Source organism: Microcella sp., assembly GCF_051860105.1.
Classification (GTDB): Bacteria; Actinomycetota; Actinomycetes; order Actinomycetales; family Microbacteriaceae; genus Microcella.
Map to the genome: position 1 here is coordinate 4,179 of NZ_JBHYEO010000023.1, position 24,832 is coordinate 29,010.

Annotated in this window: 28 protein-coding genes and 1 tRNA gene; 12 read left to right on the forward strand and 17 right to left on the reverse strand. The window is 70.9% G+C overall.

Annotation, left to right across the window (positions count from 1 at the left end; genetic code table 11):
* Window positions 1-277: 277 nt before the first annotated feature.
* The gene (locus ACTIE9_RS11110; protein ID WP_439565673.1) at window positions 278-967 is read right to left on the reverse strand and encodes a metal-dependent transcriptional regulator; all 690 of its coding nucleotides are present in this window, start codon (window positions 965-967) and stop codon (window positions 278-280) included.
* Window positions 968-1,055: 88 nt separating this feature from the next.
* Here ACTIE9_RS11110 and serC point away from each other — a divergent pair, with 88 nt between their 5' ends.
* On the forward strand, window positions 1,056-2,171 hold the full coding sequence (gene serC / locus ACTIE9_RS11115; RefSeq protein ID WP_439565640.1) for a phosphoserine transaminase: 1,116 nt from the start codon (window positions 1,056-1,058) through the stop codon (window positions 2,169-2,171).
* 133 nt (window positions 2,172-2,304) lie between these two features.
* Window positions 2,305-2,541 carry a hypothetical protein gene (locus ACTIE9_RS11120; protein WP_439565641.1) on the forward strand — a complete coding sequence of 79 codons (237 nt, stop codon included), beginning with the start codon at window positions 2,305-2,307 and terminating at the stop codon, window positions 2,539-2,541.
* Window positions 2,542-2,559: 18 nt separating this feature from the next.
* On the opposite strand, the gene ACTIE9_RS11125 is transcribed toward ACTIE9_RS11120, so the two are convergent.
* Window positions 2,560-3,117 (reverse strand): DUF3027 domain-containing protein, encoded by a 558-nt coding sequence (locus ACTIE9_RS11125; RefSeq protein ID WP_439565642.1) that lies wholly within the window; start codon window positions 3,115-3,117, stop codon window positions 2,560-2,562.
* Between the two features lie 7 nt (window positions 3,118-3,124).
* A complete protein-coding gene (locus ACTIE9_RS11130; RefSeq protein ID WP_439565643.1) occupies window positions 3,125-3,505 on the reverse strand; it encodes a cold-shock protein in 381 nt (126 codons plus the stop codon).
* Window positions 3,506-3,623: 118 nt separating this feature from the next.
* On the opposite strand from ACTIE9_RS11130, the gene ACTIE9_RS11135 reads away from it, so the two are divergent.
* From ACTIE9_RS11135 to ACTIE9_RS11145, 3 genes are read left to right on the forward strand one after another with little or no spacing between them, the layout of a single operon-like run.
* On the forward strand, window positions 3,624-3,896 hold the full coding sequence (locus ACTIE9_RS11135) for a multidrug ABC transporter ATPase (RefSeq protein ID WP_439565644.1): 273 nt from the start codon (window positions 3,624-3,626) through the stop codon (window positions 3,894-3,896).
* On the forward strand, window positions 3,883-5,742 hold the full coding sequence (locus ACTIE9_RS11140) for a helicase-associated domain-containing protein (protein ID WP_439565645.1): 1,860 nt from the start codon (window positions 3,883-3,885) through the stop codon (window positions 5,740-5,742). The genes ACTIE9_RS11135 and ACTIE9_RS11140 overlap by 14 nt, the downstream gene beginning before the upstream one ends.
* Window positions 5,743-5,787: 45 nt before the next feature.
* Window positions 5,788-7,437 (forward strand): DNA repair helicase XPB, encoded by a 1,650-nt coding sequence (locus ACTIE9_RS11145; RefSeq protein WP_439565646.1) that lies wholly within the window; start codon window positions 5,788-5,790, stop codon window positions 7,435-7,437.
* Window positions 7,438-7,470: 33 nt separating this feature from the next.
* Here the strand turns inward: ACTIE9_RS11145 and ACTIE9_RS11150 are convergent, their stop codons facing one another.
* Window positions 7,471-8,169, reverse strand: a complete 699-nt coding sequence (locus tag ACTIE9_RS11150; protein ID WP_439565647.1) for an alpha/beta fold hydrolase — start codon at window positions 8,167-8,169, stop codon at window positions 7,471-7,473.
* Between the two features lie 85 nt (window positions 8,170-8,254).
* Here ACTIE9_RS11150 and ACTIE9_RS11155 point away from each other — a divergent pair, with 85 nt between their 5' ends.
* From ACTIE9_RS11155 to ACTIE9_RS11175, 5 genes are all read left to right on the forward strand, one after another.
* On the forward strand, window positions 8,255-8,947 hold the full coding sequence (locus ACTIE9_RS11155; RefSeq protein WP_439565648.1) for a response regulator transcription factor: 693 nt from the start codon (window positions 8,255-8,257) through the stop codon (window positions 8,945-8,947).
* Between the two features lie 27 nt (window positions 8,948-8,974).
* A complete protein-coding gene (locus ACTIE9_RS11160) occupies window positions 8,975-10,702 on the forward strand; it encodes a sensor histidine kinase (RefSeq protein WP_439565649.1) in 1,728 nt (575 codons plus the stop codon).
* A 48-nt stretch (window positions 10,703-10,750) separates the two neighbouring features.
* Window positions 10,751-11,041: a WXG100 family type VII secretion target gene (locus ACTIE9_RS11165; RefSeq protein WP_439565650.1), complete on the forward strand. Its 291-nt coding sequence runs from the start codon at window positions 10,751-10,753 to the stop codon at window positions 11,039-11,041.
* A 25-nt stretch (window positions 11,042-11,066) separates the two neighbouring features.
* Window positions 11,067-11,396 (forward strand): DUF2470 domain-containing protein, encoded by a 330-nt coding sequence (locus ACTIE9_RS11170; protein ID WP_439565651.1) that lies wholly within the window; start codon window positions 11,067-11,069, stop codon window positions 11,394-11,396.
* Between the two features lie 62 nt (window positions 11,397-11,458).
* Window positions 11,459-12,127, forward strand: a complete 669-nt coding sequence (locus tag ACTIE9_RS11175) for a heme oxygenase (biliverdin-producing) (protein ID WP_439565652.1) — start codon at window positions 11,459-11,461, stop codon at window positions 12,125-12,127.
* A gap of 96 nt (window positions 12,128-12,223) precedes the next feature.
* Here the strand turns inward: ACTIE9_RS11175 and groL are convergent, their stop codons facing one another.
* From groL to ACTIE9_RS11200, 5 genes are all read right to left on the reverse strand, one after another.
* A complete protein-coding gene (gene groL / locus ACTIE9_RS11180; RefSeq protein WP_439565653.1) occupies window positions 12,224-13,852 on the reverse strand; it encodes a chaperonin GroEL in 1,629 nt (542 codons plus the stop codon).
* Window positions 13,853-13,995: 143 nt separating this feature from the next.
* On the reverse strand, window positions 13,996-15,030 hold the full coding sequence (locus ACTIE9_RS11185) for a DUF3048 domain-containing protein (protein ID WP_439565654.1): 1,035 nt from the start codon (window positions 15,028-15,030) through the stop codon (window positions 13,996-13,998).
* A 33-nt stretch (window positions 15,031-15,063) separates the two neighbouring features.
* Window positions 15,064-15,267 (reverse strand): cold-shock protein, encoded by a 204-nt coding sequence (locus tag ACTIE9_RS11190; RefSeq protein ID WP_439565655.1) that lies wholly within the window; start codon window positions 15,265-15,267, stop codon window positions 15,064-15,066.
* Between the two features lie 127 nt (window positions 15,268-15,394).
* Entirely contained in the window at window positions 15,395-16,066 is a 672-nt protein-coding gene (locus ACTIE9_RS11195; protein WP_439565656.1) for a LytR C-terminal domain-containing protein, read from the reverse strand.
* A complete protein-coding gene (locus ACTIE9_RS11200; protein WP_439565674.1) occupies window positions 16,011-16,283 on the reverse strand; it encodes a DUF3263 domain-containing protein in 273 nt (90 codons plus the stop codon). The genes ACTIE9_RS11195 and ACTIE9_RS11200 overlap by 56 nt, the downstream gene beginning before the upstream one ends.
* 157 nt (window positions 16,284-16,440) lie before the next feature.
* On the opposite strand from ACTIE9_RS11200, the gene ACTIE9_RS11205 reads away from it, so the two are divergent.
* Window positions 16,441-17,562, forward strand: coding sequence for a heme/hemin ABC transporter substrate-binding protein (locus ACTIE9_RS11205; protein ID WP_439565657.1), 1,122 nt, complete (start codon window positions 16,441-16,443; stop codon window positions 17,560-17,562).
* Between the two features lie 32 nt (window positions 17,563-17,594).
* Here ACTIE9_RS11205 and ACTIE9_RS11210 read toward each other — a convergent pair whose 3' ends face one another.
* The 3 genes from ACTIE9_RS11210 to ACTIE9_RS11220 are packed head-to-tail and all read right to left on the reverse strand — an operon-like array spanning window position 17,595 to window position 19,797.
* Complete coding sequence (locus ACTIE9_RS11210) at window positions 17,595-18,575, reverse strand: DUF2332 family protein (protein WP_439565658.1); 981 nt, start codon at window positions 18,573-18,575, stop codon at window positions 17,595-17,597.
* A complete protein-coding gene (locus ACTIE9_RS11215; protein ID WP_439565659.1) occupies window positions 18,572-19,303 on the reverse strand; it encodes an HtaA domain-containing protein in 732 nt (243 codons plus the stop codon). Before ACTIE9_RS11215 ends, ACTIE9_RS11210 begins: the two co-directional genes overlap by 4 nt.
* Window positions 19,300-19,797, reverse strand: a complete 498-nt coding sequence (locus tag ACTIE9_RS11220) for a GNAT family N-acetyltransferase (protein WP_439565660.1) — start codon at window positions 19,795-19,797, stop codon at window positions 19,300-19,302. Before ACTIE9_RS11220 ends, ACTIE9_RS11215 begins: the two co-directional genes overlap by 4 nt.
* A gap of 55 nt (window positions 19,798-19,852) precedes the next feature.
* On the opposite strand from ACTIE9_RS11220, the gene msrB reads away from it, so the two are divergent.
* A complete protein-coding gene (msrB, locus tag ACTIE9_RS11225; protein ID WP_439565661.1) occupies window positions 19,853-20,293 on the forward strand; it encodes a peptide-methionine (R)-S-oxide reductase MsrB in 441 nt (146 codons plus the stop codon).
* On the opposite strand, the gene ACTIE9_RS11230 is transcribed toward msrB, so the two are convergent.
* The 5 genes from ACTIE9_RS11230 to ACTIE9_RS11250 all read right to left on the reverse strand — a co-directional run bounded on the left by ACTIE9_RS11230 (window position 20,265) and on the right by ACTIE9_RS11250 (window position 24,823).
* A complete protein-coding gene (locus ACTIE9_RS11230; RefSeq protein WP_439565662.1) occupies window positions 20,265-21,251 on the reverse strand; it encodes a DMT family transporter in 987 nt (328 codons plus the stop codon). The genes msrB and ACTIE9_RS11230 overlap by 29 nt on opposite strands.
* Window positions 21,244-21,879: a cation transporter gene (locus ACTIE9_RS11235; RefSeq protein WP_439565663.1), complete on the reverse strand. Its 636-nt coding sequence runs from the start codon at window positions 21,877-21,879 to the stop codon at window positions 21,244-21,246. The genes ACTIE9_RS11230 and ACTIE9_RS11235 overlap by 8 nt, the downstream gene beginning before the upstream one ends.
* A gap of 107 nt (window positions 21,880-21,986) precedes the next feature.
* A tRNA-Thr gene (locus tag ACTIE9_RS11240) sits at window positions 21,987-22,062 on the reverse strand.
* A gap of 47 nt (window positions 22,063-22,109) precedes the next feature.
* Complete coding sequence (locus ACTIE9_RS11245; RefSeq protein ID WP_439565664.1) at window positions 22,110-23,663, reverse strand: alpha/beta hydrolase; 1,554 nt, start codon at window positions 23,661-23,663, stop codon at window positions 22,110-22,112.
* Window positions 23,660-24,823 carry a DNA polymerase III subunit delta' gene (locus tag ACTIE9_RS11250; RefSeq protein WP_439565665.1) on the reverse strand — a complete coding sequence of 388 codons (1,164 nt, stop codon included), beginning with the start codon at window positions 24,821-24,823 and terminating at the stop codon, window positions 23,660-23,662. Before ACTIE9_RS11250 ends, ACTIE9_RS11245 begins: the two co-directional genes overlap by 4 nt.
* Window positions 24,824-24,832: the final 9 nt, after the last annotated feature.

Genomic DNA, 24,832 nt, shown 5'->3' on the forward strand with positions numbered 1-24,832 from the left:
CCACGGTCATGGCGCCGAGATTGAGAGCCGTGCGCCGCCAGGTGGTGCGGGGGGTAGAGCTGTGATCCAAGAGAGAAACCTCCTGCGCTTCGCCACTCACATCGCGTGGCCCGTCCGCTTTCGTGTTATCCACGGTCCGATGCAGGAGACGGGCGTGCGAAGCGTCCTGCGTCAGAGTCGCCGACCGGTTGGGTGTGGCCGGGCAACTGTGCGAGTGTACGGGACGTTACCGAATGGTGACAAACTGACGCGCCCGGGCACATCTAGTGGTCAGGTGTCACTCAGCGACGTAGATGTGCTGTGCGATCTCGCTCGGCAGGTCGATTCCCTCGGCTTGGCCGAGCACCTCGATGCTCACGTAGCCGTTCGGTTCGGGCCGGATGCGGGCCTCCGCGCCCGGCACGACACCCGCTTCACGCAGCTGGTGCAGCAGGTCGGGATCCACCTGAACCGGCTCGGCCAGACGTCGGATCGTGCCCGACCGAACCCCTGCGGCCGCCGCGTGCGTGAGCGAGATGACGCCGTCGAGGAAGGCGTTCGCGGCCGAACCGCCGAGCTGCTCCAGCCCCGGGATGGGGTTGCCATAGGGCGATTCGGTGGGCTCGCCCAGCAGCTCGAGGATGCGCCGCTCGACCTGCTCGCTCATGACGTGCTCCCAGCGACAAGCCTCGTCGTGCACGAAGGCCCAGTCGAGGCCGATGACGTCGGCGAGCAGACGTTCGGCCAGCCGGTGCTTGCGCATGACCGACACGGCCTTCGCGCGGCCGTCGTCGGTCAGCTCGAGGTGCCGGTCGCCCTCGACGCGCACGAGTCCGTCACGCTCCATGCGCGAGATCGTCTGCGAGACCGTCGGGCCCGAATGGCCGAGGCGCTCGCTGATGCGGGCCCGCAACGGCACGATCTGCTCCTCCTCGAGATCGAGGATCGTGCGCAAGTACATCTCGGTGGTGTCGACGAGGTCGGTCACGGCGCATCCTCTCTCATCGTGCAGGTCAGGCATGCCTAGCCTAAACGACCGTGCCGAACCGCCCGTGCCCGCTCGGTACGATTGCCTCATGGCCGACATCACGATCCCCGCCGAGCTTCTTCCCGCCGACGGGCGCTTCGGATGCGGGCCGTCGAAGGTGCGGAACGAGCAGCTGGCCGATCTCGCGGCCGCGGCGAGCATCCTGGGCACCTCGCACCGTCAGGCGCCGGTCAAGAAGATCGTCGGCAGCGTGCGCGCCGGGCTGGCCGAGCTGTTCCGCCTGCCCGACGGCTACGAGGTCGTGCTCGGCAACGGCGGATCGACCGCGTTCTGGGATGTCGCGGCGGCCGGCCTCATCACGCGCCGCAGCGCGCACCTCGACTTCGGCGAGTTCGGGTCGAAGTTCGTCGCCTCGGCCTCGGCGCCCTGGCTCGAGAGCCCGCATATCGTGCAGACGCCCGGCGGCACGCGGGGCTCGCTCGAGCTCGTCGACGGCGTCGACGTCTACGCCTACCCCCACAACGAGACCTCGACGGGCGTCAGCGTTCCCGTCGCGCGCGTCGGCACGGCACCGGATGCGCTCACCGTCGTCGACGCCACGAGCGCCGCGGGCGGCATCGACATCGACGTGGCCGAGACCGACGTCTACTACTTCGCCCCGCAGAAGAACTTCGCCGGCGACGGCGGGCTGTGGATCGCGCTCATGAGCCCCGCGGCCATCGACCGGGCGTACTCGATCGCCGCGACCGACCGCTACATCCCGCCGTTCCTCTCCCTCACCGCGGCGATCGACAACTCGCGCCTCGACCAGACGCTCAACACTCCCGCCCTCGCGACGCTCGTGCTGCTCGACAGCCAGCTGCGCTGGATGAACGCCTCGGGCGGCCTCGCCTGGGCGGCCGCGCGCGCGGCCGAGAGTTCGACGCACCTCTACGACTGGGCCTCGGCGCATGCGCTCGCGACGCCCTTCGTGGCAGACCCCGCACACCGCTCGCCCGTCGTCGTCACCATCGACTTCGACGACTCGGTCGACGCCGCCCGCGTCGCCGCGGTGCTGCGCGCCAACGGCATCGTCGACACCGAGCCCTATCGCAAGCTCGGACGCAACCAGCTGCGCATCGCGACCTTCGTCGCCATCGAGCCCGACGACGTTCGCCAGCTCACCCGCTGCATCGACTACGTGCTCGAGGCGCTCGCGGCCTGACCCGCGCGCCGGCCCTCGCCAGCGCGGTTCATCCCGCCTGGCGCTCGCCAGCGCGGCGCAGTCTTCGCGCTCGCCGGCGCGGGGCATCCACGCAGGCTCGCCCGCTCGCTCAGACCCTGCCAGACTGAGCCGCATGAGGCTCTACGTTCCGCACGATGAGCGCCGGCCGCAGCCCGCACCGGCGGTGACGAACGACGCCCTCGCCTTCACGATCGGTCTGGGAGGCTGGCTCATCGGCCTCGCGATCGTGCTCGGGATGCTCTCCGCCCCCACCCCGTTCGACCCCGCCCGCGCCCTGACGACGATCGCCGTCGGGCTCGTGCTCGGCATCGCCGGGCTGCTCGTCTCCCGCCGCCGCCGCCGCGGGTAGCTGCCGCGCGCAGCGCCGCTACGACGCGGGCGGCTCGTCGTCGAGGTGCAGATCGATGTCGACGCCGTCGAACACGTCGTCGCCGTCGTCATCGTGCAGGTCGTGCTCGTCGAGATGGTCGTCGAGGGCATCCGCCTCATCGTCGGCCAGATGCCCGCCGTCGATCTCGCCCGCGTCGTCGTCATCATCATCCGACTCGTCGTCGGTGTCGTCATCGAGCTCGCCCTCGCCCGCGAGCTCGGCCTCGAGCGCCTGCTGGGCGACGTACTCTTCGAGCCGATCGGCCCAGGGCACCCAGTCGGGCGCGACGAGCGCGCCCTCGGCGGGCATGAGCTCGGTCTCGAGCACGCTCGGTTCGAGCCCCGGGTTGACCGCGATCGAGACCGTCCAGTACCAGCCGGGGTAGCCGCCCTGCGTGGTCGAGAAGCGCACCGTGGCGAGATCATCGGCCACGACGACGTCGCGCAGGGCACCCACGTGGGCGGGCCGAGTGATCTCGCCGAGCGCCTGGCGGGCGATGGGCTCGAGGGTCGCGGCGTCGGGCACTCCGGCCGCCTTCTTCGAGACGCGCGCCACGGCGGGCCTAGCCTTCCAGATCGTCGGCGACGCGACGCAGCACGGCGGCGATCTTCTTGCCGTGCTCGCCGTCGGGGTAGCGCCCGCGCTTGAGGTTCGAGCCGATGCCGTCGAGAAGCTTGACGAGGTCTTCGATGATGATCGACATGTCGTCGGCCGACTTGCGGTTGGCGCGCGCGAGCGAAGGCTTCGCCTCCAGGATTCGCACCGACAGCGCCTGAGCGCCGCGCTTGCCGTCGGCGATGCCGAACTCGAGCTTCGTGCCCGCCTTGACGACGGCCCCTTCGGGCAGTGCGGAGGCGTGCAGGAAGACCTCGTCGCCCTCATCGCTGGCGATGAAGCCGAAACCCTTCTCCTGGTCGTAGAACTTGACCTTGCCGGTGGGCATGCGCGCACTCCTCGATTGGTGATCCAACCTCCGAGGATACCTGCCGCGGGGCATCTCGCACCCTGGCCCCAGCACGCGGGGTACGGCGAGGTCGGCGCTGGCACCTATTCTTGAGGGCGTGCCCGAAGAATCGTTCGTGATGAGCAACCGCGTCGAACGCGTGCTCGCCTACATGGTGGCCGGCATCGTCGTGCTGAGCCTCGCGAGCTTCATCGCGCTCATCGCCGCCACCGGCGCCGGTCTCGAGCGCGACGACTTCGCTCAGGGCATCTGGCCGGCTGTCACGATCCTGCCCCTCATCGGCCTGCCGATCGGCTTCGTGCTCATCATCGTGCTGCTCGTCGTCAGCGCTGTGCGCCGGGGGCGAGCCGCCAAGGATGCCGGCAACTAGCGCGGCCTCTCTCGCCCTCGCGGCGCGACTGCGCGACCTCGACGACGCGGTCGTCGCGCGGGTGATCCGCGAGCGCGCGATCGCGCCGGGCTCATTGCGCGACGTGTTCGACCTCGCCGAGGCGCTGCTCGACCCGAGCGCGCTCGCCCTCGCCCTCTCGGGTCTCACCCGGCGCACCCTCGCCGCCCTCGCGACGGCCGCCGAGCAGGAGGAGGGCGCGACGCCCGATGACCTGGCCGCGCGCCTCGACCGCACGCCCGACGAGGTGCTGCACGATCTCGAGGCGGCGATGGATGCTCTGCTCGCCGACCGCACACCGACCCACGTTCTCGTGTGGCCGGCGGTCGCCGCCGAGCTCGCGGCCTGGCCCGCGCGCGGTCTGCCGAGCGCGGCCGAGCTGCGTGATGCGGCTCCCCCTCCCGCGCTCGCGCCCGTGGACGATGCCGACCGGCGCTTCCTCGACCGCGGCGCGGCCGAGCGGGCGTTCACCACGACGACGGCGATCACCGAGGTGGTGCTGGCGCTCGCCGAGTCGCCGGGGCGCCTGCTGGCGCGCGGCGGCTTGTCGCTGCCCGACGCGAAGCGGTTGGCCGGCGCAGCCGGGTGCGCGCTCGACGAGGTGCCGACCCTCACCGATCTCGCGGCGCTGGCGGGGCTCATCGACGACGAGGCGGGCATGACCCGCACGACCGAGGTCGGCGATGCGTGGCGGCGGCGGTCGCTCGCCGAGCGCTGGAGCGCTCTGGCTGCCAGCTGGCGCGACTCGATGCCGCACGAGCTCGTGGCGCTGCTCGCCGAGCGCGCCGATTCGCGCTGGGGTTCAGGACTCGTCGACTTCGTCGACTGGCTCTACCCCGCCGGCGGCGACGCCCTTCTGGCTCGGTTGCGGCGCCGCGGGCTGCAGGCCGACCGGCTGGGCATCGCCGTCGATGGCCGGCCGAGCAGCTTCGGCCGAGCACTCGTGGCCGGTGGCGCCGAGGCGGCCGGCGCCGTGCTCGCCCCGCTCGTGCCCGCCGAGGTCGAGAAGGTGTACCTCCAGCACGACCTCACGATCGTCTCGCCGGGCCCGCTCGCGGGTGCGATCGACGAACGGCTGCGCCGGGTGGCCGAGGTCGAGAGCTCCGGCCTCGCGGGCCGCTATCGCATCACGGCCGAGAGCGTGACCCGCGCGATCGCCATGGGCGAGACCGCCGAGGGCCTCACCGGCTTCCTCGCAAGCATCGCGCTCACGGGGGTTCCGCAGCCGCTCGCCTACCTCATCACCGAGACGGCCCGTCGCTACGGCGCCGTGCGCGTCGGAGCCCTCGAGCACGACGAGGCGGCCGAGCTGGGGGCCCGAACGGCTGTGCGCAGCGACGAGCCGCTGCTGATCGAGACGATCCTGGTCGACGCGGCCACGGCATCCCTCGCCCTGCGCCGCGTGAGCCCGCACCGGGCGGTCAGCCGCTTCGAGATGGATGTCGTGCTCTGGACCCTCATCGACGCGCGCTACCCGGCCGCGGCCGACGAGGGCACGGCGACGCCCGAGCGCCCGGGGCGCACGCGGACGCGCCCAGCGCCCGTCGTCATCGACGACTCGGTCGCCGCGGCGGTCGCGCGCATCCGCAGCGGGTCGACCGTGGGCGTCGACGGCGACACGGCCTGGGTCGCGCGCCAGTGGGAGCTCGCGCTGCGGGGCAAGCTGTCGCTGCGGGCGACGGTGCGGCTGCCCGACGGCAGCGAGCGCTCGTTCGACCTCGAGCCCACCGGCATCGCGGCGGGGCGCGTGCGTGGGCGCGACAAGGCCGCCGACATCGAGCGCACGCTGCCGGTGTCGAGCATCAGGGCGCTCGAGCCGCTCGAGTAGCGCGCGGGCAGGCGCTCTCAGCCGCGACGCCTAGACTGGCCCGTTATGAATCCCGAGGGCCCCCTGATCGTTCAGAGCGACCGCACCGTGCTGCTCGAGGTGGCCAACCCGCAGGCTGATGAGGCCCGGCACGCGCTGGCGGTATTCGCCGAGCTCGAGCGCGCGCCCGAGCACGTGCACACCTACCGCATCACGCGCCTGGGCCTCTGGAACGCGCGCGCCGCCGGCCATGAGGCCGATGAGATGCTCGCCGTGCTCGAGAAGTACGCCAAGTTTCCCGTGCCGCAGTCGGTGACGATTGACATCACCGAGACGGTGGGCCGCTACGGCCGGCTCATCATCGTGCGCAATGAGGAGGGCACCCTCGTGCTGCGGTCGACGGATGCCGCGGTGCTCACCGAGATCGCCGCCAACAAGAAGGTGGCCCCGCTGCTGACCCGGCGCATCGACCACTCGGCGTTCGAGCTCGCCCCCTGGGCGCGCGGCCAGATCAAGCAGGAGCTCGTGAAGATCGGCTGGCCGGCGGAAGACCTCGCGGGCTACACGCCGGGCACTCCTCACCCGATCGACCTCGACCTCGCCGAGTGGGGGCTGCGGCCCTACCAGCAACAAGCGATCGACCAGTTCTTCGTCGGCGGCTCGGGGGTCGTGGTGCTGCCCTGCGGCGCCGGAAAGACCCTCGTGGGCGCCGGAGCGATGGCGCAGGCCGACACGACCACGCTCATCCTCGTCACCAACACCGTGTCGGCGCGGCAGTGGCGGGCCGAGCTGCTCGCCCGCACGAGCCTCACCGAGGACGAGATCGGCGAGTACTCGGGGCAGGTGAAGGAGGTCAAGCCGGTCACGATCGCGACCTACCAGATCCTCACGGCGAAGAGGAAGGGCGAGTACGCCCACCTCGCCCTGCTCGACGCACTCGACTGGGGCCTCATCGTCTACGACGAGGTGCACCTGCTGCCCGCGCCCGTGTTCAAGCTCACGGCAGAGCTGCAGGCCCGCCGTCGGCTCGGCCTCACGGCGACGCTCGTGCGGGAGGACGGCCGCGAGGGCGACGTGTTCAGCCTCATCGGGCCCAAGCGCTTCGACGCCCCCTGGAAGGAGATCGAGGCGCAGGGCTACATCTCGCCCGCGAGCTGCTTCGAGGTGCGCATCGACCTGCCCCCGACGGAGCGGCTCGAGTATGCGGCGAGCGCCGATGACCAGCGCTACCGGCTCGCGGCGACGGCACCGGCCAAGCTCGGAGTCGTCAAGCGTCTGGTGAAGCAGCACGAGGGCGAGCGCATCCTGATCATCGGGCAGTACCTCGACCAGATCGACGAGCTCAGCGAGGCGCTCGGGGTGCCGCAGCTGACGGGCGCGACGCCGGTCGACGAGCGCGAGCGGCTCTTCCAGGAATTCCGGGATGGCCGCACCCCGGTGCTCGTCGTGTCGAAGGTCGCCAACTTCTCGGTCGACCTGCCTGAGGCCACCGTCGCCATTCAGGTGTCGGGCTCGTTCGGCTCGCGGCAGGAGGAGGCGCAGCGCCTCGGGCGCCTGCTGCGGCCGAAGCAGAGCGGTATTCCGGCGAGCTTCTACACGCTCGTCGCGCGCGACACCGTCGATCAAGACTTCGCGCAGAACCGGCAGCGGTTCCTCGCCGAGCAGGGCTACAGCTACACGATCCTCGACGCCGACGAGATCGCCGCGGCCGCCTGATTCGCGGCGCTCGGCGAGGACGGGCGCAGCCGGTCAATGCTGTACGGCGGTCAGGATGCTCTGGGCGAGCTCGGTCGGCTTCGTGAGTTGCGGCCAGTGGCCGGTGGGCAGCTCGATGAACGACAGCTGCTCGATGCGAGCCAGTTCCGCCGCCCAGTCGCGACCGTTCTCGATCGCCTGCTGCACGAGCGCGGCAGGAAACTGGCACGCGATGACGGTGACCGGAACGGCGAAGCGCCGATCGTCGCTCAGCTGCGTCGGCTCGTGCGCGACGCCCTTCGGCTCAGCGACCGCGATGGCACGGAAGCGCTCGCGCAGCGCGTCGTCGAGGTCGATGAGATCGTCGGGCTCGAACACCGACCAGTCGGGCAGCGGCACGGCGGCGCCCTCGACGGGCAGCTCGGTATTGATGCTCGTACCGCTCGGCATGGGCAGCGCGTCGACGAGCACGACCCGGGCGATGCGCTCGGGGCGGGCATCGGCCACCTGCCAGGCGATGGTGCCGCCGCCGGAGTGCCCGACCAGCACCACGGGATCGTCGAGGGTGTCGACGAGGGCGAGCACCGCATCCACATGGGTGCGCAGCCCGATGCCAGCCAGCTCGGCGTCGCCGCGGGCCTTGCCGGGCAGGGTCAGCGGGTGCGGGGTGTGGCCAGCCGCCGCGAGAGCCTCGGTGATCGGAGCCCACGAGTCGCCGTCGAGCCAGAAGCCGGGAATGAGAACGATCTGCATGGGCGAACGCTAGCGCGGGGCACCGGTATCACGACAGGCCGAGCGCATTCAGGAAACTTTCACGAGAAGTACAGATACTTATCTCATGGCTGACGGACCCAAGATTCTCATCGTCGATGACGAGCCCAACATTCGCGACCTGCTCACCACGAGCCTTCGCTTCGCCGGCTTCGCCGTGCGCGCCGTCGGCAACGGGGCGCAGGCGATCTCGGCCGTGCTCGAAGAAGAGCCCGACCTCATCATCCTCGACGTCATGCTGCCCGACATCAACGGGTTCGGCGTCACCAAGCGACTGCGCTCGAGCGGCTACACGAGCCCCATCCTCTTCTTGACGGCGAAAGACGACACCGACGACAAGATCATGGGTCTCACCGTCGGCGGCGACGACTACGTGACCAAGCCGTTCAGCCTCGACGAGATCGTCGCCCGCATCAAGGCCATCCTGCGCCGCACCATGCAGGAGGAGGACGACTCGGTCATCCGCACCGGCGAGCTCACGATGGATCAGGACACGCACGAGGTCACGATCGGCGACGAGGTCATCGAGCTCAGCCCCACCGAGTTCAAGCTGCTGCGCTACCTCATGCTCAACCCCAACCGCGTGCTCTCGAAGGCGCAGATCCTCGACCACGTGTGGGAGTACGACTTCAACGGCGACGCGGGCATCGTCGAGAGCTACATCTCGTACCTGCGGCGCAAGCTCGACCCGCACACCGACGAGCCGCTCATCCAGACCAAGCGCGGTTTCGGCTACATGCTCAAGGCCGCCAAGGTCTAGCGGGGTACCGCTAGATCGGCGCACCCGATGCACGAGCAGCTGACCCAGTGGTGGGAGTCGATCTCGCTGCGGTCGAAGATCACCGGCGTCACGGTGTTCGTCGTGACGCTCGGCCTGCTCGTCGTCGGCATCGGCACCCTGACGGTGCTGCAGCGCACCCTCGTCGATGAAGTCGACCGGCAGATCCGACAGGCTGCCGACGACCTTCCCGGGTCGTTCACGGTCGATGAGTTCGATTCGTTCGACGAGTTAACGCCGTCGATCTTCTCCAACCCGTTCTACTTCGGCGCCGTCGATGCCGACGGAACGCTCATCGACGACAACGTCAGCGAAGACAGCCGCCTCCAGGCACCCGATGTGCGGCGACTGACGAGCGAGTTCGTAGCGGGCCTCGACGGTGGCCTCACTGTCACGAGCACCGACCGCACGACCCAGTGGCGCATCCTGACCTTCCCCTTGCAGGTCACGAGCGGCGCGAGCGGCGACAACACGGAGGCGACCCTGCTCATCGGTGCCGACCTCGCCGACGCCAACGCCATCATCAGCTCGTTCGCCTCGATCTTCCTCGGCTTCGGGCTCGTGGTCGTCATCCTCAGCGCGGCCCTCACGCGCATGCTCGTCACCTCGACCTTCCGGCCCCTGCGCGACGTCGAGGCCACGGCCGCGCGATTCGCGAGCGGCGACTTCAGCCAGCGGCTCGGCGGCGCGACCCCCAACACCGAGGTCGGGCGCCTCAACCGATCGCTCAACACCATGCTGAGCCGCATCGATCGCGCGTTCGCCGACCGGGCCTCGACCATCTCGCAGATGCGCCGCTTCGTGGGCGACGCCAGCCACGAGCTGCGCACCCCGCTCGTCTCGGTGCGCGGCTACGCCGAGCTCTACCGCATGGGCGCCCTCGCGACGCCCGACGACGTGGCCCAGGCCATGCAGCGCATCGAGAAGGAGGCGATCCGCATGGGCGCGCTCGTGAGCGACCTGCTCGAGCTCGCCCGCCTCGACGAGTCGCGCCCGCTCGAACTCGCCCCCGTCGACCTCGTGCCGGTCGCGCGCGACGCCGCGCTCGACGCCATGGCGAGCTCTCCCGATCGCGAGGTGACCGTCGTCATCGCCGAGCCGCCCATCGTCCCGATCGACGAGGCGACGGATGCCGCACTCGAGACCCCGCCGGCGCACAGCACCCCCGCCACGGGGTCGGCGGGCCTGGCGGGCTCGGCCTTCGCGCGGCTGCGCGGCCGGCGCGGGCGCCGACCCGCGGCGGGCATCCCGGTGCCGGATGACGCCGCGGTCACCACGCCGCCCGCCCTCGAGGCGATCGTGATCGGCGACGAGAACAAGATCCGCCAGGTGATCACGAATCTCGTCGGGAACGCAATGCGGTTCTCGCCCGAGGGCTCACCCATCGAGCTCGTGGTCGGCACCGACGCCGCCGCCGAGGTGGCGACGATCGCCGTGGTCGACCACGGCGACGGCATCCCTCCGCAGCTGCAGGAGAAGATTTTCGAGCGGTTCTTCCGCGCCGATTCCTCGCGGGCCCGCGACACGGGCGGCTCGGGGCTGGGCCTCGCGATCGTCGCGTCGATCGTCGCCCTGCACGGCGGCCGGGTCGAGGTGCTCGACACCCCGGGAGGCGGGGCGACCTTCCGCGTCTCGCTGCCGCTCGCGAGCCGGGTTCCCCTCCTCCCCACCGACAACCCGCCGGCGGATGCTCCTCCGCAGCGGCCCGCGGCCCCGCGCTCCCCCTCCCGCGCCTAACCTCCCGCCGACGCCGGGCGACCGCCCCGGCGCGGAGGGAGATGCATCATGACGCGCTACCAGGTCGACAGTGAGGCGGTCATCGCCGCCACCGCCGCGACGCGAGGATCGATCGGCCGACTGCAGGCCGAGGCAGCGGGGCTGCAGGGCAATCTCTCGGGCCTGCAGAGCACCTGGAGCGGCTCGGCGGCCACGGCCTTCCAGGGGCTGCTCGGCGAGTGGGCGGCGGCCTACCAGCGGGTCGAGCAGACTCTCACCGCCATGAACGAAGCGCTCGCGCACGCCGGCCAGGGCTACGCCGACGTCGAGCAGCAGGCGGCGCGCATGTTCGTGCGCTGATCGCGCGCACCCCTAGGGTGGGGGCGTGACTCTCGAGCCGACGTCCGCCCCCGCCTTCGACCCCGCGATCGTGTCGGGCGTGCTGCACCACATGAACGACGACCACGCCGCCGACAACCTCCTCATCGCGCGCGCGTTCGGAGACCGCACCGTGCTCACCGCGCGCATGACGGATCTCGATCGCGATGGCGGCGACTGGGTCTACGCGACCTCGGCCGAGCCGGAGGTCGAGCGGACGCTGCGCATCGCGTGGTCGACGCGCCTCAGTGAGCGGGCCGAGATTCGCCGCGAGATCGTCGCACTCTACGATCGCGCCTGCGCCGAGCTCGGCATCGCGCCTCGACCGCACGACTGATCACGCTGGCGCTCGCGGCCGCGTGTGAGTAAGGTAAGCCTTACCTACGCCCAAGGAGCATCGTGTCGACCACCGCCGAGTCCCCCGCCGACGTCATCCCCTTCTCGCGCCTCGTTCGTGAACGCAGCGGCGCCAGCCACCGCAGCAGCGAGGGCGCTTCCTTCATGAGCGGGCTACTGAACGGCTCGGCGACACGCGACGACTACATCGCGCTGGTCTCGCAGCACTGGGCGATCTACGAGGCCCTCGAGGGTGCCGAACCGGCGATGCGCGAGGTTCCGCTCGTCGCCCCGTTCCTCTCCCCCGCTCTGACCCGCCTTCCCGCGCTCGAGGCCGACCTCGCCTTCCTCATCGGCGACGACTGGCTTGACCGTCTGCAGCTCCTGCCGGCGACGATCGAGTACGCGGCGCGCATCCGCGAGGTCGCCGCCACCTGGCCTGCCGGCTACATCGCGCACCACTACACGCGCTACCTCGGCGACCTCTCCGGGGGCCTCCACATCGGGCGCGTGATCGCCCGCCAGTTCGGGTTCGAGACGAACGGCATCGGCTTCTACCTCTTCGACCAGATCGCCGACCCGGCCGCCTTCAAAGACTCCTACCGGGCACAGCTCGACGCGGCACCGTGGGCCTCCGACGAGCAGGAGCGCGTGGTCGAGGAGGTGCTGCGGGCCTACGACGTGAACACGCGCATCTTCGAGCAGCTCGGCGCCCGCGCCGCGTCGGCATAGCCCGCGCCCGCGCCGCACCGCGGCCCCACCCCGTCGTCTCGGGCGAACGACGAAGGGCGGCCCCCCGGAGGGAGCCGCCCTGTCGTGCAGTGTGACCTAGAAGTCCATGCCACCGCTCGGGTCGCCCATGGGCGCCGACTGCTTCTCGGGCTTGTCGGCGACAACGGCCTCCGTGGTGAGGAAGAGGCCCGCGATCGAGGCCGCGTTGAGCAGCGCCGAACGCGTCACCTTGACCGGGTCGGCGATGCCGGCACCGAGCATGTCGACGTACTCGCCGGTCGCGGCGTTGAGGCCGTGACCCACGGGCAGGTGCCGCACCTTGTCGGCGACGACACCGGGCTCGAGACCCGCGTTGAGGGCGATCTGCTTGAGCGGGGCATCGATGGCGACACGCACGATGTTCGCGCCGGTCGCCTCGTCACCGACGAGACCGGTCATCTCCGCCGACTCGAAGGCCATCTTGCCGGCCTGGATGAGCGCGACGCCACCACCGGCGACGATGCCCTCCTCGACGGCCGCCTTCGCGTTGCGCACGGCGTCTTCGATGCGGTGCTTGCGCTCCTTGAGCTCGACCTCGGTGGCCGCGCCCGCCTTGATGACGGCGACGCCGCCGGCGAGCTTGGCGAGGCGCTCCTGCAGCTTCTCGCGGTCGTAGTCCGAGTCGGTGTTCTCGATCTCGGCGCGGATCTGCTTGACGCGACCGGCGATGGCGTCGGCCTCGCCAGCACCCTCGACGATCGTGGTCTCGTCCTTGGTGATGACGACCTTGCGCGCGCGGCCCAGCAGGTCGAGGGTCGCGTTCTCGAGCTTGAGACCGACCTCCTCGCTGATGACCTGGCCACCCGTGAGGATGGCGATGTCCTGCAGCATGGCCTTGCGGCGGTCACCGAAGCCGGGAGCCTTGACGGCGACCGACTTGAAGATGCCGCGGATCTTGTTGACGACGAGCGTGGCCAGGGCCTCGCCCTCGACGTCCTCCGCGATGATGAGCAGCTGCTTGCCGCTCTGGATCACCTTGTCGACGACGGGCAGCAGGTCCTTGATCGCCGAGATCTTGCCGTTGACGATCAGGATGTACGGGTCTTCGAACACCGCCTCTTGGCGCTCCGGGTCGGTCACGAAGTACGCCGACAGGTAGCCCTTGTCGAAGCGCATGCCCTCGGTCAGCTCGAGCTCGGTGCCGAAGGTGTTCGACTCCTCGACGGTGACGACGCCCTCCTTGCCCACCTTGTCGATGGCCTCGGCGATAAGCGCGCCGATCTCGGGGTCAGCGGCCGAGATGCTCGCGGTGGCGGCGATCTCCTCCTTGGTCTCGACCTCCTTGGCGTTCTTCAGCAGCTGGGCCGAGACGGCCTGCGTGGCCTTCTCGATGCCGCGCTTGAGGCTGATGGGGTCGGCGCCAGCCGCGACGTTGCGCAGGCCCTCGCGCACGAGCGCCTGAGCGAGGACGACCGAGGTGGTCGTGCCGTCACCGGCGACGTCGTCGGTCTTCTTGGCGACCTCCTTGACGAGCTCCGCGCCGATCTTCTCGAACGGGTCGTCGAGCTCGATCTCCTTGGCGATGGAGACGCCGTCGTTGGTGATGGTGGGGGCGCCCCACTTCTTCTCGAGGACGACGTTGCGCCCGCGCGGGCCCAGCGTGACCTTGACGGCGTCAGCCAGGATGTTGAGGCCGCGCTCGAGGCCGCGACGGGCCTCCTCGTCGAAAGCGATGATCTTAGCCATGTGTCTCTCGTCCCTCCCGGACGCTTCACGTACGGTAGCTCTTGGCACTCACAGAGCGTGAGTGCTAAACGATTCTGGCACTCGGAGAGGGCGAGTGCAAGCCGCGCGATCAGCGCCGCGACTGTCGCGGCAGCACCCCGGCCCTAGCGGAACGAGAGCGAGCCGCCGAGCGGCACGAGCTCGACCCAGGTGTTGCCGGGAGCGAGCCGCACGGCGACGCCGTTGGCGTCGAGGAGGCGGATGGGCGCCGTCATGGACGACTTCGACCACGTGGCCGGCACCGTGGCCCCGCCGGTCGAGATCCACGCCTCGCCCGACCCGATGAGCTGCGTCGTCGGGATGCTCTGGATCACCTGCACGGGAACCCGCAGCACCACGACATTGGTGGCGCCCAACTGCGCCCCGGTGAAGTCGGTGTCGGGCGCGCCGCCGGTCTGGAAGCGGAGCCATCGTTCGCTCGCGGCATCCCAGGTCCACGACGGAGTGCTCGCCGCGCCGAACCGCATATCGATGCCGGCGGTGGGCGCGCCGTCCTTGGTCGCAGTGGCCGCCGCGACGCTCTCGGCGAAGGCGAACTGCTGCGCGGGAGGCGCGAGGTCGAGGTGCTGGGCGATGACCTCCGGGGCCTTCACGAGCACGTTGTGCGGGGCATCCGCATTGTCGCCGCGGTAGAAGGTGGCGTCGGTGTCGCGCTGACCGTGGATGGCGTTGTACACCGGTGCGGCGCGCATCATCTCGACGAAACGGCTCTGGCCGCCCGAGTAGGCGACGATGCCGCCGAGCGGCGAGATGATGTCGGGATCCATCGGGCGGATCGACCGTACGGGGCCGATGACGGCGGGCACATCGGAGTGCCAGACCGCCACGTAGCGCGTCAACCCTCCCTCGACGAGCTCCTCGAAGACGATGTCGGTGCGCTCGAGGCCGACCTGGGGCCGCGCATCGGGGTGGTTGTCGACCTTGGCGGCGAGCGACGGTGCCGTGAGCGCGCCCACCTCGATCTGCTCGCCCGTGAGGGGTGCGATGCCGTAGGCCGGCGGGGGGACGTAGGTCGACACGTAGCTCGGCGTCGGGGTGGGGGCCGGCAGAGGGGTCTCGGCCGTGCACCCGACGACGGCGAGCAGCACGCCCGCGCTCAGCACCGCCGCGAGTGCGGTGCGGGCGGTTCGGCGGATCATGAGGGTCACCCTAGCCCGGGAAGCCTCGCTCACTCAGGAGACGCGCACACCCTCGGCTTGCGGGCCCTTCGTGCCCGTGCCGATCTCGAAGGTCACGGCTTGGCCCTCTTCGAGCACCTTGTAGCCGGGCATGTCGATCGAGCTGTAGTGCACGAAGACGTCGCTCTCGCCGTTCTCGAGCGTGATGAAGCCGAAACCCTTCTCGGCGTTGAACCACTTGACGGTTCCGTTGGCCATGGCAGTTCTCCTCGCAGGCCCGGCACGGCAGCGCCGGGGATGACGTGAGAATACCCGCGCGCACGGGCGGCGCGAGGGCCGCGCGGCGACCTTTTACCGACCCGAAACGCCCGCGTAACGCAGCGCGCTACGGGGCGACCAGAGCGGCGAAATCGGCACCCAGTGCGATCGTCACCGGGGCGCCGGGGAAGGCGTCCGAGAGCTCGGTGACACCGGCGCCGAGCAGCGCGACCATGCCCGCCGCGACTCCCTCGAGCGCTGGATCGTTGTAGTAGACGACCGTGTCGACGAGGTCGGTCTGCGCGGCGGCCGTGACCGTGCCGACCGGCCACCCCGGCGCGGCCAGCAGATCGCGAGCGCTCGCTCCGAGCCCGTCGATCTCGGTGCCGTTGAGAACCGTGATGGTGAAGCCCGCCGGCAGCACCGCGAGCGCGGGGTCGGTGATGGGCTCGACCGAGGGCGGTGCCGAGGTCGTGGCGCTCGGAGTCGGCATCGGCTCGGCCGTGTCGAGGCCGGGCAGCGGGAAGGTGACGCGGTCGCTGATGAGCGACAGGCCGTAGAGGCCAGCAACGATGAGCACACCGCTCGCGAGCGCCGCCCAGGCGACGACGATCCAGCCGCGACCGCGGGGCGCCGGTGCGCGGTGCGCGCCCACGCGGCCGAGAGAGGGAGGGATCTCGTCGAAACGATCGGGGGTGTACTCGGCCATCGTGGCGATGCCTTCCGCAGCAGGAGGGGTGGACTCAGGCGGCGCCGTGGGCGCCCGCACGTCGGGTGCGTCGCCGATGCGCGCGGTCATCGCGCACCTCGAGCAGCCGGCCCACCAGAACGGGGTCGTACCGCACGGCGACCTCGGTGTCGATCACGGCGTTCAGCACCTGATAGTACCGGGCCGCCGTCCACCCGAATTCACGACGGATGCCGAGCTCTTTCGCCCCGCTGTGCCCCCACCACGCGCGCTCGAACTCGAGCACGCGCTGCGCGCGCTCGTCGAGACCGTCGGCAGGAGCATCCATCACGGCTCTCAGGGTAGAGCGCGAGGACCTTCGGCCCTGGGCGGCTCGCGGATGCTGCGCCAGGCTCGAAGCGCACGCCCACCGACCGCACAGCACCGCGGGTTAGGCTTGCCTTACCACCCTGACCGTACGCTCGCCACGATCGACCGGACTGCCGATGACCCGCCGCCCTCTGCGCCGCCGCCTGCCGCGCGCCGTCGCGACGGCCGCGGTCGTCGCGACGCTCGCCCTGCTCGCGGGGTGCGCCGTGGCACCGCCCGGCTCGACCGCGGAGCCGACGGCGCCAGCGGGGCCGCGCGCGCCCCTGAGCGAGCTCGTGGTGGCCGAGAACCCGCGCGATCTCACGGGGCCCTCGACGGCGCTCATCGAATCGGCCGCGATCGAGCCGGTCGCGGTCGATCCTGAGCAGTCGCTGCCGGTCACGGTGGTCTCGCGCGATCTCGACGGCGATCGCGAGATCGTCGTCGACGACGCGAGCCGCATCCTGCCGCTCGACATCGCCGGGTCGATCGCGGCCACCGTCTTCGCCCTCGGGTTCGGCGACGATGTCATCGGCCGCGACATCTCCACGACCTTCCCCGAGGCCGACGGCCTGCCGATCGTCACGAGCAGCGGGCATGCCATCAGCAGCGAGGCGGTGCTGGCGCTGCGCCCCACCCTCGTCATCACCGACGGCACGGTCGGGCCGACCGACGTCGTGCTGCAGCTGCGCGAGGCGGGCGTGACGGTCGTCTACGTGGATGCCGAACCGGGCCTCGGCGCCCCCGCCGAGCTCGCCCGGCAGGTGTCGGCCGCCCTGGGTTCGCCCGAGACCGGCGAGCTGCTCGCCCAGCGACTCGAGCAGGAGCTCGCCGAGGTGCTCGCGGACATCGAGCAGATCAGGCCCGACGACCCGGAGGATCGGGTGCGCATCCTGTTCCTCTACCTGCGCGGAGCATCCGGCATCTACTACCTGTTCGGCGAGGAGTCGGGTGCCGACGAGCTGATCGAGGGGCTCGGCGGCATCGACGTCGCGGGCGAGATCGGCTGGACGGGGCTGCGGCCCATGACCGATGAGGCCCTCGTCGCCGCGAACCCCGACCTGATCCTCGTGATGACCGGTGGGCTCGAGAGCGTCGGAGGCGTCGACGGTCTGCTTGCCGAGAAGCCCGCCGTCGGGCTCACGCGGGCGGGCGAGACGCGCCGCTTCGTCGACATGGACGATGGCGAGGTGCTGAGCTTCGGGCCGCGCACGCCCGCGGTGCTCGACGCGCTCGCCCGGGCAATCTATGCGCCGTAGGCGCAGAGATCAATGAGCACAGCGCCCCCGTTCTAGACCCAACCATCCACCCATCGCTCGATGACGTCCCCGTGCGCCGACACCAGCGCAACCGGGCGCCCGTCGAGGCTGAGCACGAAGTCGTCGTCAGCCCCGGGCAGCAGCGCGTCGGCCGCCTCCCCCACGTCGGGCAGCACGCGGCGGCCATCGAGCGACAGCCAGTGCCCGGGAAGCTCGGCGACCGCGGCCGCGAATCGCGACCGATCGGCGGGCGCGAGGTACACGAGCACGGCGGGGCTCCAGACGACGAGCGTCGCGTCGTGCGGCGCATGCGCGGCGAGGGCGGCGACGCCGTCGACCGCGTCACCGGCGACGAGGTGCGGCGGGTGCTCGCGCGCGATCGCGATCGCGGCGTCGAGCTGGGCCGCGCGCTCGCGCTCCTCGGGCCAGATGAGCGTGCGCAGCCAGCGCTCGTCGTCGGGGCGATCGAGGCGCAGCGGACTGCGGTCGAGCCCCGCCCGCCACACGATGTCGGGCATCGCCACGGGCACCGGAACGCCCTCGCCCAGCGAGCAGCGCAACTCGAGGCTCGAGGGGCCGTCGGGGAGATCGACCCGGTGCTCATGACCGTCGGTGCCGACGAACACGTGGCTGTAGCGGTCGACGAGCAGACCGAGCCCGGCGGATGCTCCGACCTCGAGCAGGGCGATCGGGCCGCGGATGCCCTGCAGGGCCGCGAGCAGGGGCGCCGTACGGCGCGGGTCGTTCGTCTGCGTCGCGCGCTTACGCGCGATCTGGGCCACCGCATCCCATTCGCCTTCGAGCCAGGCGCGGATATCGCCGGTCGCCGACAATCCCGAGAACCGCGCGGCAGTCAGCACGAGCACGGGCTGGCGATCGGCCACGGGGAGGGTGTCGATGAGCGCGATGCACTCCTCGTCGTCGGCGATGGTCTGCGCCCACGCGGCGTAGGTGCGCGACCGTGGAGCGGCCTCGCGGGCGAAGCGCCGGTACCGGTCAGCGGTGGAGCTCACGCACCCATCGTGGCACGCCGGCGGCGCAGGAGCACGGCGAGAACCGCCCCGATGCCGACTCCGGCCGCGATGACGCCGGCGGCGATGATCAGCGGAACCGCGCCGCCCGCCGTTCGCGCCTCGATCGCCTGGGTGGCGCACGCCGCGGTCGTGTCGAGCGAGAGCGTGAGCGCATCGAAGGCCTCCCCCTCGGGGTAGGTGCCGAAGGCGTCGGCGCCCTCCGCCGTCAGCGTGAGCGGGATGCTCTCGATGAGCAGGGCGTCGCCTCCCGCGCTCCACTGAGCCGCTGCGAGGTCGCCCGTGAGGAAGGGGACGTCGGCCGAGTCGACCGGCACGAAGTCTTGCGTCGTGCCGCGGATATCGACGACGACCACGAGCCGCTCGGGGCTCTCGACGACGAATCGCACGTCGGAGATCGTCGTGTCGAGAATGCCGTCGTGGCCCGTGAAGCGCAGCGCGCCGTCGACCCCGAGGCTGCCGTCGATCGGGTCAAGCGCGATCGAGCCGGCGAGCGAGTCGCTGAAGAACGCGGGCGTCTCGTAGCCGATGCCGCCCTCGGTCGTCCACTCGCCGTTCGCGATCGAGCCGCTGATGTAGGCGCGGAACGACTCTTTGAAGCCCCAGGTGAACGAGCCCGACTCGGCGGCGCAGTCGGCCGTCGACGCGGCCGGCGCGACCGTCGTCGGCGCCAGCACGGCCGCGGCGGCGAGGGCGAGCGCGGCGATCATGGTGCGCCCAGCGTACGAGAGCCGCCCTCAGCGTCGCCTGGACGGTGCATGCCGATATGCGGGATGCCCGCCTCGAGGTACTGGGCCCCGTAGGCCTCGAAGCCGACCGCCGCGTACAGCGGCTGGATGTAGCTCTGGGCGTGCAGGGCCAGCGGCTCGCGGCCGTGGCGCTCGATGACGTGCTCGAGCAGGCGGCGCGCGAGACCCTCACCGCGGCGGTCGGCGCGGGTGACGACGCGGCCAATCAGGCGGCGAGCATCCCGATTGCCCGGTTGCGGCGTCTCGTCGACCACGACCCGCAGGTAGGCGGCGGCGCCGCGCTCGTCCGCGATCCAGAGGTGCTCGGTCGACTCGTCGCGGTCGCGCTCGTCGAGCTCGGGCTCGTCGATGCGCTGCTCGAGGAAGAACACCTCGGTGCGCAATCGGGCCAGTTCGAAGAACTCGTCGAGGGTCAGCTGACTCCACGTTCTCTGGATCGGGGAGGAGTCGGCCACGAATGCGAGTTTAATGGGGGGAGATCAACCGCCTGCGGGCGAGGAGCGAGGAGTCATGGGCCAGAACCCGGCAACCGACGGCAAGAGCTATGCGGTCGAGAAGACCGAGGAGCAGTGGCGCGCCGAACTGGGCGAGGAGCGCTACCAGGTGCTGCGCCAGGCCGGCACCGAGCGCGCGTGGACGGGCGAGCTGCTCGACGAGAGCCGCGCGGGCATCTACACCTGCGGGGCCTGCAACGCCGAGCTCTTCGTCGCCGGCACCAAGTTCGACTCGGGCTGCGGCTGGCCGAGCTTCTACGAGTCCGTGCGCCCCGAGGCGGTCGAGCTCATCGACGACACCTCGCTCGGCATGGTGCGCACCGAGGTGCGCTGCGCGACCTGCGGCTCGCACCTGGGCCACGTGTTCCCCGACGGCTTCGGCACGCCGACCGGCGACCGCTACTGCATGAACTCGCTCGCGCTCGACTTCACGCCGCAGGACGACTCCGCCGAGTAGCACCGCCGCCCGGCCGCGGCGTCGGGATGCTCGCCACAAGCACTCCGGCGAACGCGAGGCCGACCGCGAGAGCCGTGGCGCCGGTCGAGCTCGGGCCGAGCGGTGCGACGACGTCGAACACGAGCGCGGCGGCGAGCTGCCCAGCGATGAGGCTCAGCCCCAGCACCAGTACCCCGATGCGCCCGACGGTCACCGTCTGGATGGCGATGAAGATCGTGCCCACGGCACCGCCGATATACAGCAGGGGGTTGGTGGGCAATGACTCCGGAAGCCCGGCCACGAGAAGGTGAACGACGGCCGCCACGAACAGCGCCGCCGTCCCGACGGTGAAGTTGATGGTCGTGGCAGCCAGCGCCGACTGCGACTCGGTGCGCACCCGCCCGTTGACGGCCTGCTGGAATCCGATGGCGAGGCCGGCAAGCAGAGGCCAGGCGATCGCCGCGACCGGAAACTCCGAACCGTCCAGACGGGGCCCCACCGCGACACCGACGGCAGCGATCGTGATGGCGGCTCCGATGAGGCGGCTCGGCGCGATGGCCGTGCGCCGCACCCCGGCGAAGCCCGTGGCGTCCACCACGAGGCCGGTCAGGGTCTGACCGGTGACGATGGCCACCGTGAAGATCGCCACACCGATCAGACCCGCCACGAGCCCTTGAGCCAGCACGAAGAGGGCGCCGGCGAGGCCGCCGAGCAGCATCCACCAGGCGAGGCGACCGTCGCGCACCCCTGCGGTCACCGCGCGCATGCCACCGCGCCCCCGCGGTGACACCGCCAAGACGACGAGCAGAATCAGCCAGCCGCTGCCGAACGAGATGAGTGCGGCGGTGAAGCCGTCGTCAAGGCGTTGCCCCAGTTCGCCGTTCACACGACTCTGCACGGCAACCCCGACGCCCGCGAGCACGGTCGCCCCGACGGCGATCACGGTGCGGACGCGCGATGGGCGCTCAGGCTCAGTCATCGTCGAGGTCCTCTCCCGCGAGAGCGCGAGCGGCCAAGGTCTCTTCACCCGCGAGCCTCCAGACCTCGACGGCGGCGCGCCCGTTGATCACGATGATGAGCGCGCCGAGCACGATGTCGGGCCAGCCCGTGCCGACCACGAGGGTGAGCACCCCCATCGCGATGATCGACATGTTGATGATCACGTCGTTGCGGGCGGCGAGCCAGGCGGCCCCGACCATCGACCCGCCGGCCACACGGATACGGGCGAGCAGCAGCGCGCACACCAGGTTGACGAGGGCAGCGCCGCCCGCTGCCAGCATGAGCGGCAGGGCCGCCGGCGCCTCGGGGTCGCCCACCTTCAGCACGAGCTGCACGATGACGGCGATGGCGGGCAGCAGGATCACGAGGGCGAGCAGACGGCCGACGCGGGCGCGGGCCGCGAGCGACCAGCCGAGGGCCAGGACGATGAGCAGGTTGACGGCAGTGTCTTCGAGGAAGTCGATGCTGTCGGCCAGCAGAGCCACCGAGTCGATCGTGAGCGCGATGGTCACCTCGACGAGGAAGTACGCGAGGTTCAGGCCGGCGACGACCATCACCGTGCGGCGGAGCACGGTCGTCGCGATCGGAGGCCGAGCGTCAGCGTGCATGCAAGCTCCGAACGCGAGGAGGAGGGGTGGAGCCGCCTGTGGGAATCGAACCCCGTGACGCGACAGCGTCAGCGCACCGGGACGAGGTTGAGTCGTGGATCTTCACGTGGAGCCGCCTGTGGGAATCGAACCCACGACCTTCTCATTACGAGTGAGACGCTCTGCCGACTGAGCTAAGGCGGCGGACACGGCCGAGGCCGTGACACGAGGTGAAAGCTTAGCCGATTTCGTCAGCCCTGGCAGACGATGCCGTCGGCGGGAACCGCGCCCGTGATGAAGTAGTCGTCGACGATGTCGTTGATGCACGGGTCGCCTTCGTCGTAGGCGATGTGACCCTCACCCACCCACGTGAGCAGCACGCCGCTCTCGAGCTGCTCGGCGAGCGCTTCGGCCCACTGGTACGGCGTCGCCGGGTCGCCCGTCGTGCCCACGACCAGGATGGGTGCGGCACCCGCGCCGCTCACCGGCCCGAGCTCGCCCTCGAACGGGTAGGGCCAGTTGGCGCACAGCACATCGCCGAGCGGCGAGGGGTCGGCCGTCGTCGGGGCAACCGCCCTGATCTGCTCGTTCTGCTGGGCGATCACGGCCCGATCGGTCTCGACCGGGTAGTCGAGGCAGTTGATAGCGATGAAGGCCTCGAGCGAGTTGTCGATGTACTCGCCGTTCTCGCGCCCGTAGTAGAAGTCGGCGAGCAGGAACCCGGTCTCGACCACACCCGTGCGCAGCTCGGTGAACATCTGGCTCAAGAACGACCACGAGCCCTCGTCGTAGAGCGCCGTCGCGATGGCGATGTCGAGCACCGCGCCGTCGAAGAACCGGCCGTCCTCCGCCTCGATGGGGTTCTCGCCGAGCTCGTCGTAGAGGGCACGGATGAGCGCCAGGCTCTCGTCGATGGTGCCGGGGAACGGGCAGGCGCCCAGCGCGGGGCACCCCTCGAGGTAGGCGCGCAGCGCCAGTTCGAAGCCTTCCGACTGCGCGAGCACGACGTCGAACGTCGTCGTCGTCGGGTCGGTCGCCCCGTCGAGCACGAGCCGGCCGACCTTGTCGGGGAACCGGTCGGCGTAGCGGGCGCCGATGTCGGTGCCGTAGGAGTATCCGAAGTAGTTCAGCTGGGCATCCCCCACGATCGCCCGCATCATGTCGAGATCGCGCACGGTGCTGTTCGTGTCGACGAACTCGAGCAGCGGGCCCGTGTTCTCGGCGCACGCCTCGGCGAACGCGACCGAGCTCGCGACGATCTCCGCCTCCCACTCGGGCGTGCCGAACGGCGCCTCCGGAATGCCAAAAATGAACGCGTCGAGATCGGCCGGATCGGTGTAGCAGGTCACGGCGCTCGACCGACCGACGCCGCGAGGGTCCCAGCCCACGATGTCGAACTCGCGCTGCAGGTCGGTGCTGACCGCGAAGTCGACGCTGTCGCGCACGAAATCGAAGCCGGAGGCTCCCGGACCTCCCGGGTTGATGAAGAGCGAGCCCTGCGCCTGACCCGTCGCGGGGTGGCGCACGAGGGCGAGCTCGACGTCGTCGCCCACACCCGGGTTCTCCCAGTCGAGCGGCGCGATCGCCGTCGCGCACTGGGCGCCGCCGCCGCAGCCCGTCCACGTCAGCACTTGGGTGTAGTACGGCCGCAGGTTCTCCGCGACCTCTTCGCCCGTGGGCGTCGAGACATCGCCGCCGCTGACCAGCCCTTGCAGCCAGCTGGGCACGCACCCGCTCAGCAGCAGCAGGGGCACGAGGATAATCGAGGCGAGGGCGGCCGTTCGAGGCGCGGTGCGGCGGGTCACGAGGGGGAGCCTAGCGCCGGCACCCTTCCGCTCGCCGTGATGAGCATGGCTTCGAGCGCGAGCGCCGGAGGCGTGTTGCCCTCGATGCGGCGGCGGGCCAGCGCGATGGCATCGAGCGCGGCGAGCGACTGCTCGGCGCTGCCCCCGCGCGCGGCGACCTCGAGCTCGCCGCGGATCGCCTCGTTGACGAGCTCGGCACCGGCCCCCAGCTGCAGCAGCAGCACGTCGCGGTAGAGCGACATGAGGTCGACGAGCACACGATCGATGCCGTCGCGCACCGACCGGGTCGCGCGACGCTTCTGATCCTCCTCCAGCGCCTTCAGGCTCGCTCGCAGCCCCATCGGCACGCTCGCGCCCGGCTCGATGCCGAGCGAGCGCAGTGCCGCCGCTCGCTCCTCCTCCTCGCGCTCGGCCGTGAAGGCCTTGGCATCGTCGGTCGCGATGGCGACGAGGCGCTCGGCCGCGAGCACCGCGCCGCTCACGCTCTGCACGCCGAGGGCGAGCTCGAGCGTGCGCGCCCGGCGCTCGCGCGCATCGGCGTCGGTCGCCAGGCGCAGCGCCATGCCGATGTGGGTCTGCGACTCGCGGGCGGCACGCTCGGCGAGGGCGGGCTCGACGCCGTCGCGGCGCACGAGCAACTCGGCGACCTCCGCGACGCTCGGCACCCGGAGCCGCACCGTGCGCACCCGCGAGCGGATCGTCGGGATGAGATCGGCCGCGCTCGGAGCGCACAAGATCCAGACCGTGCGCGGCGGCGGCTCCTCTAGCGCCTTCAGCAGCACGTTCGAGGTGCGCTCGGTCATGCGGTCGGCGTCTTCGATGACGATCACGCGGTAGGGCGCGACGCTCGGCGAGAACTGGCTCTGCGCGACCAGCTGGCGCACCTCCTCGATCGCGATGATCACGCGATCGGTGGCGAGCACGGCCAGGTCGGGGTGCGTGCGGGCCGCGACCTGCGTCGCCGTGCGCTGCGCCTCGGCGTCGGTCGCGGTCGATCCCTGCAGCAGCGCGGTGGCGAAGGCGAAGGCGAGATTCGAGCGGCCCGAGCCGGGCGGACCCGTGATGAGCCACGAGTGCGTCATCGCCTCGGGGTCGGCAGCGGCATCCTGCAGCGCCGCGATAGCGGCCTCCTGGCCGGTCAGGTCGCTCCAGGCCGTCATGGCGCCACC